This is a genomic window from Paenibacillus praedii (assembly GCF_049725345.1).
Classification (GTDB): domain Bacteria; phylum Bacillota; class Bacilli; order Paenibacillales; family Paenibacillaceae; genus Pristimantibacillus.
This window is the reverse complement of sequence record NZ_JBMWAM010000003.1, coordinates 139,281-156,584: the sequence shown is the minus strand read 5'-3', so window position 1 is coordinate 156,584 and position 17,304 is coordinate 139,281. Positions and strand designations below refer to the sequence as shown.

General features: G+C 48.4%; 17 protein-coding genes. 14 read left to right on the top strand and 3 right to left on the bottom strand.

The genetic code is table 11. The features are described 5' to 3' along the window. Positions 1-29: 29 nt before the first annotated feature. The gene (locus ACO9K6_RS04835) at positions 30-452 is read right to left on the bottom strand and encodes a cell wall hydrolase (RefSeq protein WP_424766411.1); all 423 of its coding nucleotides are present in this window, start codon (positions 450-452) and stop codon (positions 30-32) included. A gap of 239 nt (positions 453-691) precedes the next feature. Here ACO9K6_RS04835 and cyoE point away from each other — a divergent pair, with 239 nt between their 5' ends. Beyond that, complete coding sequence (gene cyoE, locus ACO9K6_RS04830) at positions 692-1,570, top strand: heme o synthase (RefSeq protein ID WP_424766500.1); 879 nt, start codon at positions 692-694, stop codon at positions 1,568-1,570. A 19-nt stretch (positions 1,571-1,589) separates the two neighbouring features. Next, a complete protein-coding gene (locus ACO9K6_RS04825) occupies positions 1,590-2,195 on the top strand; it encodes an SCO family protein (RefSeq protein WP_424766410.1) in 606 nt (201 codons plus the stop codon). Here the strand turns inward: ACO9K6_RS04825 and ACO9K6_RS04820 are convergent. Together ACO9K6_RS04820 and ACO9K6_RS04815 are read right to left on the bottom strand one after the other, a co-directional pair. Further along, positions 2,192-2,563 carry a toprim domain-containing protein gene (locus ACO9K6_RS04820; protein ID WP_424766409.1) on the bottom strand — a complete coding sequence of 124 codons (372 nt, stop codon included), beginning with the start codon at positions 2,561-2,563 and terminating at the stop codon, positions 2,192-2,194. The two genes, ACO9K6_RS04825 and ACO9K6_RS04820, sit on opposite strands and share 4 nt — an antisense overlap. 182 nt (positions 2,564-2,745) lie before the next feature. Beyond that, positions 2,746-3,909 (bottom strand): MFS transporter, encoded by a 1,164-nt coding sequence (locus ACO9K6_RS04815; protein ID WP_424766408.1) that lies wholly within the window; start codon positions 3,907-3,909, stop codon positions 2,746-2,748. 161 nt (positions 3,910-4,070) lie between these two features. Between ACO9K6_RS04815 and ACO9K6_RS04810 the strand changes: the two genes are divergently transcribed. From ACO9K6_RS04810 to ACO9K6_RS04755, 12 genes are all read left to right on the top strand, one after another. Further along, a complete protein-coding gene (locus ACO9K6_RS04810) occupies positions 4,071-4,520 on the top strand; it encodes a hypothetical protein (protein ID WP_424766407.1) in 450 nt (149 codons plus the stop codon). Positions 4,521-4,525: 5 nt separating this feature from the next. Then, on the top strand, positions 4,526-5,683 hold the full coding sequence (locus ACO9K6_RS04805; protein WP_424766406.1) for a transglutaminase domain-containing protein: 1,158 nt from the start codon (positions 4,526-4,528) through the stop codon (positions 5,681-5,683). A 44-nt stretch (positions 5,684-5,727) separates the two neighbouring features. Beyond that, entirely contained in the window at positions 5,728-7,827 is a 2,100-nt protein-coding gene (locus tag ACO9K6_RS04800; protein WP_424766405.1) for a peptidoglycan D,D-transpeptidase FtsI family protein, read from the top strand. 204 nt (positions 7,828-8,031) lie between these two features. Further along, positions 8,032-8,994 (top strand): metal ABC transporter solute-binding protein, Zn/Mn family, encoded by a 963-nt coding sequence (locus ACO9K6_RS04795; protein WP_424766404.1) that lies wholly within the window; start codon positions 8,032-8,034, stop codon positions 8,992-8,994. 28 nt (positions 8,995-9,022) lie between these two features. Continuing rightward, the gene (locus ACO9K6_RS04790) at positions 9,023-9,829 is read left to right on the top strand and encodes a metal ABC transporter ATP-binding protein (RefSeq protein WP_424766403.1); all 807 of its coding nucleotides are present in this window, start codon (positions 9,023-9,025) and stop codon (positions 9,827-9,829) included. A gap of 3 nt (positions 9,830-9,832) precedes the next feature. Next, positions 9,833-10,774, top strand: a complete 942-nt coding sequence (locus tag ACO9K6_RS04785; RefSeq protein ID WP_424766402.1) for a metal ABC transporter permease — start codon at positions 9,833-9,835, stop codon at positions 10,772-10,774. Next, complete coding sequence (locus ACO9K6_RS04780) at positions 10,771-11,640, top strand: metal ABC transporter permease (protein WP_424766401.1); 870 nt, start codon at positions 10,771-10,773, stop codon at positions 11,638-11,640. The genes ACO9K6_RS04785 and ACO9K6_RS04780 overlap by 4 nt, the downstream gene beginning before the upstream one ends. 210 nt (positions 11,641-11,850) lie before the next feature. After that, a complete protein-coding gene (locus ACO9K6_RS04775; protein ID WP_424766400.1) occupies positions 11,851-12,603 on the top strand; it encodes a Cof-type HAD-IIB family hydrolase in 753 nt (250 codons plus the stop codon). A 7-nt stretch (positions 12,604-12,610) separates the two neighbouring features. Continuing rightward, positions 12,611-13,093: a DUF456 domain-containing protein gene (locus ACO9K6_RS04770; protein WP_424766399.1), complete on the top strand. Its 483-nt coding sequence runs from the start codon at positions 12,611-12,613 to the stop codon at positions 13,091-13,093. A 22-nt stretch (positions 13,094-13,115) separates the two neighbouring features. Next, entirely contained in the window at positions 13,116-13,841 is a 726-nt protein-coding gene (locus tag ACO9K6_RS04765) for a ThuA domain-containing protein (RefSeq protein WP_424766398.1), read from the top strand. Between the two features lie 20 nt (positions 13,842-13,861). Then, positions 13,862-15,502 carry a putative polysaccharide biosynthesis protein gene (locus ACO9K6_RS04760; protein WP_424766397.1) on the top strand — a complete coding sequence of 547 codons (1,641 nt, stop codon included), beginning with the start codon at positions 13,862-13,864 and terminating at the stop codon, positions 15,500-15,502. Positions 15,503-15,689: 187 nt separating this feature from the next. Beyond that, entirely contained in the window at positions 15,690-17,297 is a 1,608-nt protein-coding gene (locus tag ACO9K6_RS04755; protein ID WP_424766396.1) for a copper amine oxidase N-terminal domain-containing protein, read from the top strand. Positions 17,298-17,304 lie beyond the last annotated feature (7 nt).

The window sequence follows — 17,304 nt, the reverse complement described above, 5'->3', positions numbered from 1 at the left end:
TCGCTTTCACATTTTACAATCGTATAAATTTAATAAACAGTAGGACAATCCTCAGGGGTAGGTACGAAGAAGCAATGATTCTTATAACGTCCGCTGTTGCCTTGGTCGTACCAGGTGTCCGGGCAGTCTCCAGCCGGACGGAAAAACCAAAGCGCATTCGATGCCGGATGCTGGCGCTCGCCGTTTATGACTCGTTGTGCCAATCGGATATCGCTTTCCCGGGCCCGTTGATAGAAATAACCCTTCTGCGTTGCTTCGAAACCGCCTGGCGACTGGAAAACCATATCCGGAATCGAACGAATATTTCTAAAATCCAAGCAATTTCCGCGAATGCGGTTTACGCCGACATTGCCTACCATAAGCATTCCTAGCTCGCCTTCCCCCTCAGCTTCCGCTCTCATGAGCCGGGCGAGCATCCTCGTGTCCGCGGTGTTTGTTTTTATGACGGCCATAGACTTGATGGTTCACTTCCCTTCGAATACGGATGGACGGTTTGATGCGGGATTGAAATAGGCACCAAACTATATAGTTATTGTATTGGCAGCCCAGCCAAATGGTTACTAGAAGATTTGTCACAATTTGAGTGGCAAAATGATGAACAAAGCCAGTGAACGTTGTCATTGGATACTTTTTTCGGTATGATTAGTAACGATTCATCAATGAAAGATAGACGCCTGCGGCGTCTTGTCGCATAACTCGGGAGGCTAGCTTCGTGCTGAAGGACTTTATTGCATTAACAAAACCGCGGCTGCTTCGGCTAAATGTATTCGCTGCGTTAGGTGGTTTCTTGGTTGCTTCCAAATGGGACATTAATGTTCCATTGCTGATATGGATGCTGATCGGTTCGACGCTGACGATCGCTTCCGCGACCGTCATTAATAATTTCTGGGATCGAGAGCTTGACCAGAAGATGGAGCGGACGAAGGATCGGGCGCTTCCTACGGGTCGTATGCAGCCTGGAACAGTGCTTGCTTATGGTATTATTTTAGGACTGGCTGGGCTTGTTGTCCTGTTTGCAATTGTCAGTCCTTTGGCTGGCTGGCTCGGATTTCTCGGTTGGTTCGTATATATCGTGATCTATACGATGTGGCTGAAGAGAACCTCAACTTGGAGTACCTCGGTCGGGGGGATTTCTGGAGCAATGCCTCCGGTAATCGGCTATTGCGCGGTGACGCAGGAGATCGATGCTGGCGCTTGGATTTTATTCGCGCTTATGTTCTTATGGCAGCCGGCTCATTTCTGGTCGCTGGCCATTCGCAGGGTAGAGGAATATCGGGAGGCAGGTTTTCCGCTGCTGCCGGTAGTAAAAGGAATTAAGCGCACCAAGCTGCAGATGATCCCTTATATCGCGTTACTGATTCCAACCGGAATTTTGTTTTATATGTATGGCTATGTGGGTATTTATTTTCTCATTATTTCCGTTATCGGCGGAGTTGTATGGCTGATCCATACGCTGCGCGGCCCAAGTGCTCCAGATACCGAGAAATGGGCAAAAACAAACTTTTTGATCTCAGTTAACTATTTGATGGTTGTCTTTTTGGTTATGATTTTGGATACGATTGGTTCTTAATGTTTAAGGAGTGATTATAGTGGCATTTGTAAAGAAACATAGCTTTAAAATTGCTGTGCTGGCACTGTGCGCCGCAATGGGCATTTATTTATTGTTTACTTACGTTATTCAGCCTAAGGAGCCGCTGCCGATTCTGCAGGCTGCTCCCGCATTTGAGATGACAGACATCGACGGACAGCCGGTATCGCTCGAATCGACCAATGGCAAGGCGCGCATCGTTTATTTTTATTTTGCGAATTGTCCGGACGTCTGTCCACCTACGACCTTCCTGCTCTCGCAAGTGCAGGATCAGCTCGAAGCGGACAAGAAGCTTGGCAGTGAAGCGGAGCTGATCTCGATTACGTTCGACCCCGAGCGGGATACGCCTGAAGCGATAAAAGATTTTGTTGACCGCATCGGTGCGGACACGAATGGCTGGCATTTCCTTCGCGGCGATGAGGATGAGACGTTAAAAGTGGCTAGAGAGTTTGGCGTAGGCGTTAGAAAAGAGGAAGATGGCTCCTATACGCACACGAATGTGATTACGCTGGTTGACCAAAACGGACAAATCCGAGCATGGATCAATGGCAGCGACGAGGATTTGACGGCCGAACAGATCGTTGAAGAGATGAACAAGCTGCTTTAAAATTGTTCTTTATTCCACATAGAAGCGGGACTCTGAGCAGGGTACAGGATATGCTCATCGAGGCCCGCTTTTTCTAATTGCTCGATCAAATATTCCTCGGGCGTATGCTCAACGCCGGAATAACCTCTGCGAGTATAAATATGCTCGGCATCGGGAAAGGTTTCCCGCAATAAAAAGCGAATCCGTTTGCCGGAGGCATCATTGTCTGTAAATATGTAAACCTGACTGTGTCCTACCTGCTTAACCAGCTTCTGCAGCTGCTCGGAGCCAGGTGTCCCAAAGGTGCAATAAATAGGTACGCTATCAGCGAGAACACGCTTTAGCCGGCTCTTATCATTTTTTCCTTCCACGATAATAGCTATGTCCATGAGGTCACCTCAAATCAGCGATAGTTGGCAATTAGATTATTAAAGCTATACGATTAGTTTACCACTGAATAAGGTTTTTCAACATGAATATTCATCGACTGCAGCGTAGCTGTTTTAGCAGGTTAACTGCCTAATTTATTAGATATCCCATCGTGTTCAGCGAACTATGCATATACCCATTGTTATGAAAAATGGGTGCGTGAGGAAATCAACCGTGAGGTTTGAAAAGGAAGCACCGACACGGCGATCATTAGTGCCAGGAATGCGATATAGTAAGGCGAAATATAGTCGCGAACCTGTCCAGCCGCCATAGGTCCTATGAAGGCTCCAATGGAAAAAGCTATCGAGAGCACGGAGAACGTACGGCCGTATCGCGCTCCCCCGCTTAGCTCGATTAACAGCGTAGAAAGGGCAGGTAAAATGATACCTTTAGCCATACCGACCAGCAGTAGCATCATTGCAAGCGGTACTTGCGCATCGGAAGCGATGCAGAAATAAATGATCGCTAGTCCAAGCGAGCCCCATAATGTCCGTTGAAAGGCAGATACGCGATTTAAAAACAGCATACTGAGCGTGACGAGCGCGCCGATGCTTACAACGGAAAATAATAGGCCGGTCGTGAGCATCGCTTCCTGCGTCTTGGCAAGCAACGGGAGCTCGAAGGAGAGAATGCCTTGGGCGCAGCTAAGTGCAATTGGCAATATATAGACTAGCCAAGGTGTGGGAAGTGCTGGTTCTAGTGGAAGCTTTTTTTTTGGCAGCGGATTATTTGCTGGTGAAGGTTCCGGATCAACCGTTGCAGGCATGTCTTTGATGAAGAAGAGCGCGCATATAGCAGTAGCAATCAGAATCCAGCCTAGCAAGGAGAAGGCGGTTGTAAAACCGATTTTAGCAACGAGATAAGCTCCTGCTGCGGGAGAGACGACGGATGCGAGTGTATGTACGAGACCATTGCCGGCCATCAGCTTCCCTTGCTCTGTTCGGTCGCTTGTCATTTTGGCCAGCAACGATAGACATGCCGGGGAAAGGAAGGCAAGCACGAAGCCGCTGATCGAGCGAAGAATGAGCAATTGCCAAGGATCATCTACATGCGATTGAAATAGAAGCACAATACCGCCCGCCATTAAGCTGAATACAATAAAAAATCTGCTGCCGTAACGGTCGACGCCAAAGCCGGCAATAAGATTGCCTGGCAAATGTGTTATCGAGTACATGCCCATCATGAGTCCAATAAAAGATGGCGCAGCACCTAAAGAGATAGCAAAAGGTGTCAGGATCGGATATTGCGCATGCAAATCAAAAAACGCCACAAACAAAAATAAATAAAGCCATACAGCGGTTTTCAAAGGGCCGCACCTCCTTGCCGATTATGTTCTTATATACTTGTACGTTTCAATGGGACAGGATATGTCTGGTGAAACTGAGCACATGCGTTTACGCCTCATTATTCGTAGGTTATAATATTTTGTAATGGGAAAATGTACGAGGTATAATGGAGGAGATACAATTGGATTTTTTAAATTTTTCTGCGTATGACTTAGACACATGGACGGCCTTCTTCAAGGAGCATTGGCTTGTGCTTGCCATAGCGTTGGTTGTGCTGTTTCTCATTATTCGGATTGTGAAGACGGTTGTGAAATGGGCAATCGTTGTCGTTATTGTACTTGGTCTTGTTGTATACAGCGGCTATACGATGGATGATCTGAAGGAGATCGGAACTAAGGTTGCCGATACCGTAAAGCAGGAAGCTATAAACGCGATGGTTGGCGAAGCAGAGGATGCCACCTTTGTGGATAATGCCGATGGAACCTTTTCAGTAAAAACAAAAAATGTAGAGCTTACCGGTGAACCAGGGGTGAACGAGGTTGAGCTTTCCTTTCGCGGAACTTCGTTAGGGAAATGGGAGCTTGATAGCACGATACAAGCCTTCATCGATCAAGCGAAGCAGAACGGGTAGCGCTTATGAGTGAATTCATTCAATTATTCCGCGAGCCGGAGCCTATTGCTTTGATCGTGCTGCTGCTCTTAATCGGCTCGCTTGTGCAAGGGATGAGGAGAGGCGCATCGGGTTCTGCGAGGCGCTTTTTCTTTTTTGTGTGGGAGGGCGTTGTCGTCATCGTTTGTCTGGTGCTTGCTGGACAGCTTACAAAGCAGCTATCGCCGATCGTGGCCGACTGGCTCGTGCGGGTCGTTGATGTACCGCTGCGCGAGCTGAGTGGCATTGAACAGGCGTGGTTCACGCTGCTAACGAGCCTAAGGGATTTCGCGCTTCTTCGCTTTGGTGTGCTGTTCTTGCTCGGCTATTTACTGCTCCGGGCAATAGCGGCATTTGCTGAGCCTCTGCTTGCACGGGCTGTAGATGCTATGCTGCATCGTGAGCGACCAGAGCCTGCAGATCGCGCGTCAGGCGGGCGGAGCGCAAGTCGTGTAATTGGGGCTCTCATCGGCGCGGCGCATGGTGCGGGACGCTCCTTCATCTTTGTAGCTTTATTGTTCGTCTATGTCTCGCTATTGCCTAATGGCTGGTACGCGGACAAAATTTCAGAGTCTCCGTTATATCGAGAAACGGCTTCTTGGCTTGTTCCGGTAGCAGGAGATATGCTTGCAGGACAAGGCCCGGTGCTGAGCGATGCCGTTCAGGCGCAGTTTCAGCAAGTTTTGCAGCGCAAATACGAAATTGTTGATTACAACATACCTGTGGAAATTGAGCAGGCAGCGCTTTATGTGACGAAGGACGCGCAGACAAAGGAAGAGAAGGCGCGTATACTTTATGATTGGTTAGGCAGTAGAATCGCATACGACTGGGACAAAGCCAATAATTATGTCCAGTATGGCATTTGGAAGGAACAAACGCCGCCGGAGACATTTGATTCACGCCGCGGCGTATGTATAGATATAGCCCGTTTGTATGTTGTGATGGCGCGAGCTGCCGGACTGGAGTCGCGGGTGGTGACGGGTATGGGCTCCGACGGACGGGGGGGCTATGGTCCGCATGCCTGGAACGAGGTTCAAATTGGCGAGAGCGGGCAGGAATGGATTCCGCTTGATGCGACCTGGGCAACCTCGGGGGACTGGTTTAACCCGCCGCGATTTGAAGAAACGCATATTCGAGACGTTTAAGTAGGGCAGGAACGGATTTATTTAAAGTTAAGAGGTGGTTCAGTATGCAAGACGATCCGCAAAAGCGGGATATTATAAATCGGCGTCATTTTTCTTTTCGTTTAAATTTCTTTTTCTTTATCACCTTTGCTTTATTCAGCGTGTTGATCGTTCGGCTGGCGATTTTGCAATTTGTCGAGGGGCCTATTTTAAGCGCCGAGGGCATTGACAAAAGCACGCGGAGCGTCAAATTGCCGCCGATTCGCGGTAATATTTATGATTCAACGGGTTCACCAATCGCCTATTCGACATCGACGCAATCCTTATATTTCAGTATTCAGTCTGATTTAAGCGTGTCTGACGCTACGGAGAACGCGAAGCAGCTGGCGGTGGAGCTCGAGAAAGTATTCAAAAAATACGGAGATCCGGAGAAAGCGATGACGGTTGACGATATTATTCGTCAAATGGATCTGGATTTCAGAAGAAACAACATATCGACGCCGCGTCGAATTAAATCTGGACTGACTAACGGGGAAATTGCTTATTTTATGGAAAATAGAACCTCCTATAAGGGGATAGACATTATGGAGGAGAGTGTCCGCAATTACGATAAAAATTCCGTCGCTGTGCAATTGGTCGGTTATTTGAAGAAGTACAAGGGCGTTCGCGAGACCGTTGATTTTTATAAGGAAAAGCGTCTCGAGAAGGACGAGAAGCTTCAGTATTTAGAGGAAGAAGATGTTGGCCTGGATGGTTTGGAGCGCATGTACCAGGACGTGCTGCGCGGTAAGAACGGACTTAAGACTTATCCGGTCAATAATGCGGAACGGATTATCGGACCGATGCAAATTACGAATCCGGAGAAGGGCGCCGATCTCTACCTGACCATTAATAAAAACGTCCAGTTAAAAACGGAAACAGCCATTATGGAGCATTTGAAAAAAATATCAACGTCCACGAATAGATATGAGAGGGCAGAATACGCCAAAACCGGCTTTGCGGTAGCGATGGAGGTTGATACAGGCAAGGTGGTCGCCATGGCGAGTATGCCTGATTACGATCCGAACATTTGGTCGGGCGGAAGCATAAGCCAAGAGGACTACGACAATTTTGGAAATGTTTTACAAAATGGTACCATTAGCACTGTCTATGGGAAGTATGAGACGGAGGAAGAGCGAAGCAAGCATCCTTCATCTATTGTACCGTCTGGCTCTACGCTTAAGCCGTTATCCGTGCTTATTGGCCTGAATGAAGGCCTGTTCACAACTACAACTCGTTATATGGATACAGGCGCATTTTATTATGGTAAAAAAGGCTATGAGACAAGAGTTGGAAACTCACAAGGTCATGTATACGGAAGTATTGACGGGGCGGGTGCGATTCGGGATTCCTCCAATCCGTTCATGGCTGCGATGGTCGGCAACCAGCTTTATATGCGCGGCAGCCAAAATGGCAAGAGCAGCGTTGAAATCTGGGATGAGTATATGAAGCAATTTGGCCTTGGCGTGCTTACGGAAAGCGGCTTGCCCGGGGAGTCAAGAGGAGTCATCGATTATTTCAATTCGGCTGAGAGATTCAGCGCTCAGTCCGCGCTTATAATGGCGTCCTACGGCCAGCAGGGCCGTTACACGACTCTTCAGCTCGCGCAGTATACAGTAATGCTTGCGAATCGCGGCAAGCGATTGAAGCCTCAATTCGTGAACGAAATTAAAGATACAGACGGCAATGTTATCCAGAGCTTTACTCCGCAGGTGTTGAATACGGTAGATTTTCCTGATTCGTATTGGGAAGAGGTTGAAGATGGAATGTCGCAGGTTAAGTCACAGGGCTTTGATGGTTTCCCTTATAGCTACAATCGAAAGACGGGTACATCTGAGCAGGATGTTGCTACCCGACGTGCGGAGAATGCTGTATTTATCGCGTATGCGCCGGCCGAGAACCCCAAGCTGGCGATAGCGGTTGTCGTACCTGACGGCGGCTTCGGCGGCTATGGCGCCTCGCCGATCGCCCGCAAAATTTTTGATGCATACGACGAGGAGATCGGTCTTACTGGCGTGCCAAAGAAGAAAACGGCTGATGCGGCAGCGGGAACCGATACGCAAGTCTCACAAGCTAACACAACTGAAAACGCATCGGTGAACGGAGAAGCAGTTGGCGCAGAGTAAAATGGATATAAACGAGAAAAGGAGTTGTCCCGCAGGGTCTTATCGACCTGAGGGACAGCTCCTTTTATTTTTGATGCAAAAAAAATGTTGCACAAGAGAAACATTTTTGTGTATTATTAAAAAAAAGGCGTATGGCAAAATAAGATTCAGAGGGGCAAAATTAACGGCGTTTAATAATTGAATTTGGTGCAGGAGGTTTTATTCATGCGTAAAGCTCGACAAATGAATTCAGCGCTTTGTCGTTTTATGATCACGATCGTATTTCTGGCAGCGGCACTCATGCTTGTAACGGCCTGCGGTCAGAGAGCGACCGCAGGCAATGACGGACAAAAGCTGAAGGTAACAGCTACAACAGGCATGATTGCCGATGTTGTACAGCAGATAGGCGGCGAGCATGTTGAGGTCAGCGGCTTGATGGGACCTGGAATTGATCCCCATTTGTATAAAGCGTCACAAGGCGATGTGAAGAAGCTGGACGACGCGGACGTTATTTTTTACAACGGGCTCCATCTTGAAGGAAAGATGGCGGAAATGTTCGAAAAGCTGGAGAGGAGCAAGCCGACCGTAGCTGTATCCTCCGCGCTTACGGAGGACCAGCTCCATTCCGACCCTCAGGCGGGGGATGGCATGCATGACCCGCATATTTGGTTTAACGTCAAGCTGTGGATTTCGGCTGCGGAGGTCATTCGCGATACGCTAGTCGAGAAAGATTCCAGCCATGCGAGTTCTTATGAGGAACGTGCTGCGGCTTATATCAAGGAGCTTGAAGAGCTGGACGCTTATGCGAAGGAGCAAATTGCGCTTATACCGGAAGAGAGAAGAATACTCGTTACGGCGCATGATGCATTCGGTTATTTTGGAGCAGCATACGGGTTAACTGTCACGGGCCTGCAAGGGATGAACACAATGTCGGAAATAGGCTCTAAGGATGTTAGTGAGCTGCGCGATTATTTGGTGAAAAACAAAATAAAAGCCGTATTTATTGAGTCCAGCGTTCCAAAGAGAACGATTGAATCAGTCATTGAAGGGGCGCGTCAGTTAGGTCATGAGGTATCGATCGGGGGAGAGCTGTTTTCCGATGCAATGGGCGATGCGGGAACGGTGGAAGGCACTTATATCGGCATGGTTAGGCACAATGTGGATACGATAGTGGCTGCTTTGAAATAAAGAACTAGACCGGCGAAAGAGAGTGATTATGATGAGCCATATTTCTACAATTGCAGCGGATAAAAAGACGGCGGCTCCATTGGTAATTCATGGATTAAGCGTAGCCTATCAGAAGAAGCCGGTGCTGCGAAATGTTTCTTTCGAAGTGAACGAAGGCGAGCTGATTGGCGTTATCGGTCCTAATGGAGCGGGTAAATCAACGTTGATGAAAGCCGCTCTCGGGCTTATTCCGAGCATAAGCGGTGAGGTGCTTGTTTATGGCAAGCCTTATAAGCAGCAGAGAAAGCTGATTGGGTATGTACCGCAGCGCGAATCGGTAGACTGGGATTTTCCAACCAATGCGCTTGACGTTGTGTTGATGGGCAGATATGGGCATCTTGGCTGGTTCCGCCGTCCAGGCGCGAAAGAGAAGGCGATTGCGATGGAATGCTTGAGCAAGGTTGGAATGGCTGACTTTGCAGGTAGGCAAATTAGCCAGCTTTCAGGCGGTCAGCAGCAACGGGTGTTTCTGGCCCGCGCCTTGGCGCAGGATGCGACGCTGTATTTCATGGATGAACCATTTGCCGGCGTTGACGCAGCTACTGAGAAAGCAATTATTACTTTGCTGCAGGAGCTGAAGCTGCAGGGAAAAACTGTCATTGTTGTCCACCATGATCTTGCCACGGTTCAGGATTACTTTGACTCCGTACTGCTGCTGAATGTTGAGCTGCAAGCTTATGGGCCTACGGATCAAACCTTTACGCAGGAGCAGCTGCAGCGTACCTACGGCGGCAGATTAGCGTTTCTTGAACGTCATTCGCAGCCTGCGTCCATTCCCGTTGGAAAGGGTGAGTAAGAGATGGAGACGTTATGGTCAATGCTCACTGATCCGAACATGCAGTGGATTTTTCTCGGCTGTACGCTGCTCGGCTTAAGCAGCGGAATTGTTGGATGCTTTTCTTATCTCCGCAAGCAAAGCTTATTAGGTGATACGCTTGCTCATGCCGCATTGCCAGGCATATGTATTGCTTTTATGCTCACAGGGGTAAAGTCCATTGGCATTTTTCTGATTGGCGCAGCCATTGCGGGGTTGGCTGCAACGTTTGGTATTGGCTTTATTACCCGGCACTCCAAGCTAAAACAGGATTCGGCGCTGGGGATCGTTTTATCAGCATTTTTTGGTTTTGGCATTGTCTTGCTTACTTTCATTCAGCATGGCGATTACGGCAATCAGGCAGGTCTGGATAAGTTTTTGTTTGGGCAGGCGGCTTCGTTGATTGGTAAAGACGTGCTGACAATGAGTATCGTGTGTGCTTTTTTAATAACGGTTTGTACACTTTTATTTAAGCAATTCAAAATTATTTCCTTCGATCCCGGCTTTGCCAAAGGCATCGGATATCCGGTTGCATTTCTTGAGCAGCTGCTTATGATGCTTATCGTTGTTGCTGTTGTCGTCGGTATACAAGCGGTTGGTGTTGTACTTGTTGCGGCGCTTCTTATTACACCGGCTGTATCGGCAAGATATTGGACAGATCGGCTTGGTGTCATGGTTATCTTCTCTGGATTATTCGGAGCCGCCAGCGGCGCGATTGGAACGCTCATTAGCGCCTCCGTCTCAAATTTGCCTACAGGTCCAATAACGGTGCTTGTCGCAACCCTATTGTTTTTTATTTCAATTTTATTCGGACCTCAGCGCGGAATAATTGCCAAGCGGCTGATGAGAAAACGAGTGAAGCAGAGCTACAGCCGTGAGGGTGAGCTGCTAAGCCAAGGAAGCGCGCAGAAGGAGGCAGCCTTATGAGTGAATTTTGGATACTGCTTACTGGATCGCTCGTCGCTTCCTGCTGCGGGGTGCTTGGCGTATTTCTAGTGCTGCGCAAGATGGCCATGATTGGCGATGCCATCAGTCACTCGGTCATGCCAGGCATTGTGATCGCCTTCCTGTTAAGCGGTTCTAGGGATTCCATGCTGATGATGATTGCCGCACTCCTATTTGGATTGCTAACGACTTTTTTGATTCAAATGTTTCAGCAAAGCGGCATTCAAGCCGATGCGTCGATCGGCGTCGTTTTTACCGCATTGTTTGCGGTCGGAGTCGTACTCGTAAGCTTATTTGCCAGACAGGTCCATCTGGACCAGGATGCGATTCTATATGGCGAAATCGCTTACGTGCATTGGAACATTTGGGAGCTTGGCGGGATGAGCATGGGGCCGAAGGCGGTCTGGCTTCTCGGATTTACGCTCATTGTTATTTCGATCGTTCTCGGCTTGTTCTATAAGCAATTCAAGCTTTGTGCCTTCGATCCGACGCTCGCTGCCGCAATCGGGATTCCTGTCGCCCTTTTCCATTACTTGCTCATGGGACTTGTATCGATGGCAACGGTAAGCTCTTTCGAAAGCGTAGGGGCAATACTTGTTGTTGGCTTGCTCATCATCCCGGCATCAACCGCTTACCTGTTAACGGATAGGCTTGGCGTTATGATCGGGCTTAGCGTAGCTGTCGGAATTGCAAGCACCTTCATCGGGTATGGAGCAGCAGCTCTACTGGACGTATCTATCGCTGGAAGCATGGTGTGCGCTGCCGCGCTGCTGTTTATTGCAGCGTTTCTATTCTCGCCTTCGCAAGGCATCGTAGTTAAAAAGCTTAGGCTAAAGCAAATGGCGTAGCCCAGTTTTATTAGATATGATCCCTATAGGGAAAGCATTCGTTAACGTTGAGGAAGCATGCATTCGCGATTTGGCGGAGGCTGCTTCTTTTTTATGATTGTGACTTTCGTTTGGAAATTGGCGCAAATGTGCTAAAATGATTTACTAGTTAGATATTTACCGATTGGATGAACAGATGACAAATGTTTAGGCTTGCGAGGAGGCACGGAATTGGAAGAATATAAACTGATTGCGCTTGATATGGATGGGACATTGCTGAATGACATGAGTGAAATAAGCTCGGAAAATGCGGAGTGGATACATAAAGCGCTCGCTGCGGGGATCATTGTGAGCTTTTCGACGGGGCGCGGCTTTCGCAGCGCATTGCCTTATGCGGAGCAATTAAACCTTGAAACGCCGATGATTACGGTTAACGGCAGCGAAATTTGGCATCGGCCGCATGTGCTGCATAAACGGACGCATCTAAGCTCGGCATATGTGAAGAGGCTGCATGAGCTTGCGCAGGCACATGGTGAGCCTTGGTTCTGGGCGTATACAACCGATGATATTTTCAATAAAGAAAAGTGGATCAGCCCAGAAGATGATTACGAGTCGCATCATTGGCTGAAGTTCGGCTTTTATACAGAGGATGACAGCATACGCGAGCAGATTTTGGCTGAAGTGCAAAGCTGGAACGCGCTCGAAATAACTAATTCGTCGCCGTGGAATCTCGAACTGAATCCGCTTGGCGTATCGAAGGCGTCTGCTCTTCACGAGCTTTGCGGCTTGCTGAATATAGAGATGTCGCAAGTAATAGCGGTAGGAGACAGCTTGAATGATATTGCTGCCATTCGCGAGGCAGGGTTAGGTGTGGCCATGGGCAATGCCCAAGACGCTGTGAAGGAAGCCGCAGACTTTATTACCCTTACCAATAATGAGCATGGCGTGGCGGAAGTCATTAAACGTTATGTGTTGAAGGGATAAGGATCGTATGGATATTATAGGCTGGGTTTTAGTCATTTTGCTGTTTGTGGTGGGCATGGCCGGCGCTATTTATCCGATCCTGCCTGGTGCGCTGGCTATTTATGGTGCATTTTTTGTTTATGGACTTTTTTTTTCCTTCAGTGAGTTTGGTATTTGGTTTTGGCTTATTCAGACCGTCATTCTCATCGTGCTGTTTGTGGCGGATTATGCGGTCAGCGCCTGGGGCGTCAAGCGATTCGGCGGCTCGCGGGCTTCGATCATCGGGAGCACGATCGGTCTCATTATTGGTCCTTTCGTCATTCCCGCGTTTGGTCTCATTATCGGTCCATTCGCCGGCGCGGTTATCGGAGAGATGATTGTAGGCTCTAATTTTGAAAAATCGCTTAAGGTTGGACTGGGCTCGGTGGTTGGGCTTTTCACTAGCGTTGTTGTGAAAGTTATTCTTCAGCTTGCGATGATTGTGCTATTTATTCTGTGGTTAATATTCTAAATTATAAAAAGGTGGATATCAGATGATTAAAGTAACGGTTTGGAACGAGTTTTTGCACGAGAAGCTTCATGACGAGGTTAAAGCGGTTTACCCGGATGGGATCCATTATGCGATAGCGAAAGGAATCGTTGGCAAAGATATTGAGGTTGCAACAGCTACGCTGGAGGAGCCGGAGCATGGCTTGACTGAGGAGCGTCTTGCGAATACTGATGTTCTTATTTGGTGGGGCCACATGGGTCATGACAAAGTGGATGATGCAATCGTGGAACGCGTTCAACAGCGCGTGTGGAACGGTATGGGCTTGATTGTGCTTCACTCTGGTCACTTCTCGAAAATTTTCAAAAAGCTTATGGGCACAGGCTGCGACTTGAAATGGCGTGAGGCTGGCGAGAAGGAGCGTATTTGGGTTGTGAATCCAGCGCATCCCATCGCAGCGGGCCTGCCTGAATATATTACGCTGGAACATGAGGAGATGTATGGGGAGCATTTCGACATTCCGACACCAGACGAGCTCATTTTTGTCAGCTGGTTCGAGGGCGGCGAAGTATTCCGCAGCGGCTGTACGTTCAGCCGCGGCCAGGGCAAAATTTTCTACTTCCGTCCAGGACATGAAACGTACCCGACTTACTACAATCCGCAGGTATTGCAGGTCATTCAGAACGGCGTACGCTGGGCTGCCCCTTCAGGTGCTGCTGTGCCGGTTCGCGGCAACCACCAGCCGTTAGAGCCAATTGCGAATAAGGAATAGGGAGACTTGACTGAATTATTATGCTGAAAAAAGACTCCTTAATTAAAGGTACGCTGATCCTGGCGGCAGCAGCGCTGACAGCCCGCTTTCTCGGGCTCTTTCAGCGTATTCCACTCGATTATATACTAAGCGCGGAGGGGCAGGCTGCCTTTAATGCGGCGAATCAAGCCTACTTGCTCCTGCTTACGATAGCTACAGGCGGCATTCCGATTTCCATTAACAAAATGATATCGCAGCGCTATGCACTTGGCAGACCCGATGAAGCGAAACGTATTTATAAGGCAGCATTAATATTCGGTACGGTTGCCGGTCTTGTGCTTGCCGTCGCGATGTTCGGCTTAGCGCCGCTCTATGCGCGAATCTCGAAGGTGCCTTCTTCGGTCCTATCCCTTCAAGCCATTGCTCCTGCGCTGCTGCTGTTTCCCATCATCGCGATGATGCGTGGTTATTTTCAGGGCAGGCAATTCATGTCCGCGGGCGGCATTTCGCAAATCGTTGAGCAGATATTACGGGTTATCGGTGGAATCGGCCTGGCGCTTATCGTGCTCGGCTTAGGCTGGGGAGACGAATGGGGCGCCGCGGCTGTCGCGTTAGGCAGCGTATTCGGCAGCATAGGCGCTATGGCGGTTATGCTCTGGTTTGCAAGAAAGCTGAAGAAGCATGATCAAGCGGAGCGTTTAAGTTCTCACGCTGGAAGGAAGGCGGAAGCGTCAACAGAAGCGCCGCTTCCGTTTCGCTCTATTTACCGGGAAATATTCAGCATGTCGATTCCTGCGGTTGTGACGGCGATGACTGTTAATTTTGTATATTTCTTTGATCAAACATTTTTCATGAGGCTAACACAATCGTTCTACAACGAGGAAACAGCTACACAAGTACTGACAAGCTACGGAACAAAGGCAATGGCGCTTGCGGGTATTCCCCCGATTCTAGCCATTGCGCTCGGCGCTTCGATGATACCCGTTATTTCATCGGCTTTTTCGCTGAACAAATTGGATGAAGTGCAGCGGCAAGCGTCTCTCGTCATGAGAATCGTCTGCTTTACTGGAGTTCCCATTGCCTTGATGCTAACCGTTGCGGCTTATTCCGTAACGGGCTTGCTGTTTTCCAGTCCAAGCGGCAGCGGAGTGGTAGCCCTGCTTACTGCGGGCACGATCTTTCAAATAACGATGATGACAACCAATTCGATTTTGTTCGGACTTGGTAAACCTAATTTACCGATGATACACACATTTATTGGCTTTGGGCTGAAGGTGCTGTTTAGTATCGTGTTATCGCCATGGCTTGGTGTATATGGACTTATTATCGCTTCATCTATATGCTTTATTGTTATCACTGTGCTAAATGTAAGGAAGATCAATCAGAACGTGAAGCTGAATGTGCTTGGACGTCGCTGGGTTCCCTATATGGCCGCAATTGCAGTAGCGGCGCTGGCTGGATGGGGCGCTGAATACAGCATGCTCGCCTTGTCGGCATCTTGGGCGAATAAGCTTTCTTACTTGGCATCGGGCGGTGCAGCTGCGCTGGTTATCGGAGGGCTTTATATTATTTTGTTAGCCGCGCTTCGCGTCATAACGCCGGAGGACGCTCGTTCCTTTCCGGGACCGCTTCGCAAGCTGATGACGCTTATATTGAAGCCTTTTTACCGGAAAGCAGTATAACAGGATTCATAGATACAAGAAGAAGAGGATGCATCCAGCAGGCTGGAGAGCGTCCTCTTCTTGTTCCCTTTCGACAAAACTAGTGTATTTCCATACATTTACAAGTGATAGAGTCTCCTGTACAATTTAGAATAGTTTTTCATAGCAGTTAGGTTATTATTTTAATTATAAGGGAGAGGTCTTCAAGATGAGGAAATTCGGTAGATTGAGCAAGTTGATTGCGCTCTTGCTGACGTTGACGCTTGTATTTGTCGCGGGCTGTCAATCGATTGGAAGTGTTAATTTCAACACGGTGTTAAAAAATGCGCTTAAAGTAACGTCAAGCGAAAGCAAGCAAACGGTTGAGCTCAAGCTGATGCTTGATGAGAAAGCGTTTGTCGGCTTGCCGGAGAATGATCTGGCGCTGATGAAGCTGGTGTCCAGCATCAAGCTGGAGCTAAACAACGTGAAGCTTCAGGATACTGAGCACATGTCGTTGGACGGCAATTTAATTTTTGGTGATGAAGCGACCATTGCTTTTAACTTGAAAATGTCTAATACGCTAGCTGTTCTGGAGCTTGATGGCGCGAAGCAGCCAATCGTGCTTGATCTGACGAGCGAGGCTCTGCTTGGCTTCTCGGGTATGCCGGCGGATGCAGCTCAAGAAGCAGAGGCAACTGCTCCAGCGCTGGATAATGCTTCGCTGACAGCGCTCGGTCATCAATTCGTTGATACGATTGCCGATTATATCATTCATAATATGCCTAATCCGGAAGGCATCGAAGTAAAGCCTGCAAACGAAACCATCAATGGGCAAGTAACGTCCTTGATGCATGTTCATTTGGCGATGAATGGTCCGGAAATTTGGGCATGGGTGAAAAAATATGTCGATGCGCTCGTTGCGGATCGCGCGGGTATGGACAAAATGATTGCAGGCGTTTTTGAAGTTCTTGCAAGCAACCCGGAAATTTTGGAAGCGGCAGGATTCATGACTCCTTTTGAGGAGGGTGGTCTTGATGCTCCTACTCCTGAAGAAACGCTGAAGGCGACTACGGACGAAATTGCTGTTCTGCTGACTGATTTGCAGGCAGAGCTTAAGTTGCTTGAGGAAGAAGAGCAGGAGACGATGCAGGAGATATTCAGCGAGGAGCTTGTGATAACCGCCGACGTCTATGTCGACAGTAAGCTTGATATCCGTAAGCAGGTTTATGAGCTGTCCTACATGCCAGGCGAGGCGTCAGAGCTCGGTATGCTTCCATTTAAGGGGCTCAGTATTAAATTGTCGGGTGAAGCATGGAACGTGAATGGGGAAGTGAAAGCAGATGCTCCAGTCGCTTCAGATACAGCTATTCCTGCTGAGGACCTGGCGATGATGCAGGGCTACCAGATTTTAAAGCAGCTTGACGAGAAGTCCGTCATTTATGATTTGTTGAAAAACAAGCTTCATATTGGAAAGCAAACGATTAATTGGTATCCTTATGATGATTACAATCCAGCCATTATTACAGCTGCAAATATAACGATTATTCCACTTCGTGACACAGTTGATCAATTAGGCGCAGAGATTGCATACGATGCGAAGACAAAAAACCTCAAGGTGTTTGACGAAGCGACGAATACAACGATTAATGTGAAGATTGGCAGCGATACAGCCGTTATTAATGGCAAGTCGGTCAAGTGGTCATTCCCTGCTACGGCAATTGAGGGTACGACGTATGTTTCGGCACGAGATGTTGCAAAAGCGCTTGGTGCAAAAATTTACTGGACAACGATCTACATAGATGAGAAAGTATTTACATTCGAACGGGAAGTCTAAGCTGTAG

Bases quoted from the DNA above. Each gene is read 5' to 3' on its own strand.
- ACO9K6_RS04835 (WP_424766411.1), bottom strand. From the start codon at position 452: ATGGCCGTCATAAAAACAAACACCGCGGACACGAGGATGCTCGCCCGG.
- ACO9K6_RS04820 (WP_424766409.1), bottom strand. From the start codon at position 2,563: ATGGACATAGCTATTATCGTGGAAGGAAAAAATGATAAGAGCCGGCTA.
- ACO9K6_RS04805 (WP_424766406.1), top strand. From the start codon at position 4,526: ATGAGTGAATTCATTCAATTATTCCGCGAGCCGGAGCCTATTGCTTTG.
- ACO9K6_RS04800 (WP_424766405.1), top strand. From the start codon at position 5,728: ATGCAAGACGATCCGCAAAAGCGGGATATTATAAATCGGCGTCATTTT.
- ACO9K6_RS04795 (WP_424766404.1), top strand. From the start codon at position 8,032: ATGCGTAAAGCTCGACAAATGAATTCAGCGCTTTGTCGTTTTATGATC.
- ACO9K6_RS04790 (WP_424766403.1), top strand. From the start codon at position 9,023: ATGATGAGCCATATTTCTACAATTGCAGCGGATAAAAAGACGGCGGCT.
- ACO9K6_RS04785 (WP_424766402.1), top strand. From the start codon at position 9,833: ATGGAGACGTTATGGTCAATGCTCACTGATCCGAACATGCAGTGGATT.
- ACO9K6_RS04780 (WP_424766401.1), top strand. From the start codon at position 10,771: ATGAGTGAATTTTGGATACTGCTTACTGGATCGCTCGTCGCTTCCTGC.
- ACO9K6_RS04770 (WP_424766399.1), top strand. From the start codon at position 12,611: ATGGATATTATAGGCTGGGTTTTAGTCATTTTGCTGTTTGTGGTGGGC.
- ACO9K6_RS04765 (WP_424766398.1), top strand. From the start codon at position 13,116: ATGATTAAAGTAACGGTTTGGAACGAGTTTTTGCACGAGAAGCTTCAT.
- ACO9K6_RS04760 (WP_424766397.1), top strand. From the start codon at position 13,862: ATGCTGAAAAAAGACTCCTTAATTAAAGGTACGCTGATCCTGGCGGCA.
- ACO9K6_RS04755 (WP_424766396.1), top strand. From the start codon at position 15,690: ATGAGGAAATTCGGTAGATTGAGCAAGTTGATTGCGCTCTTGCTGACG.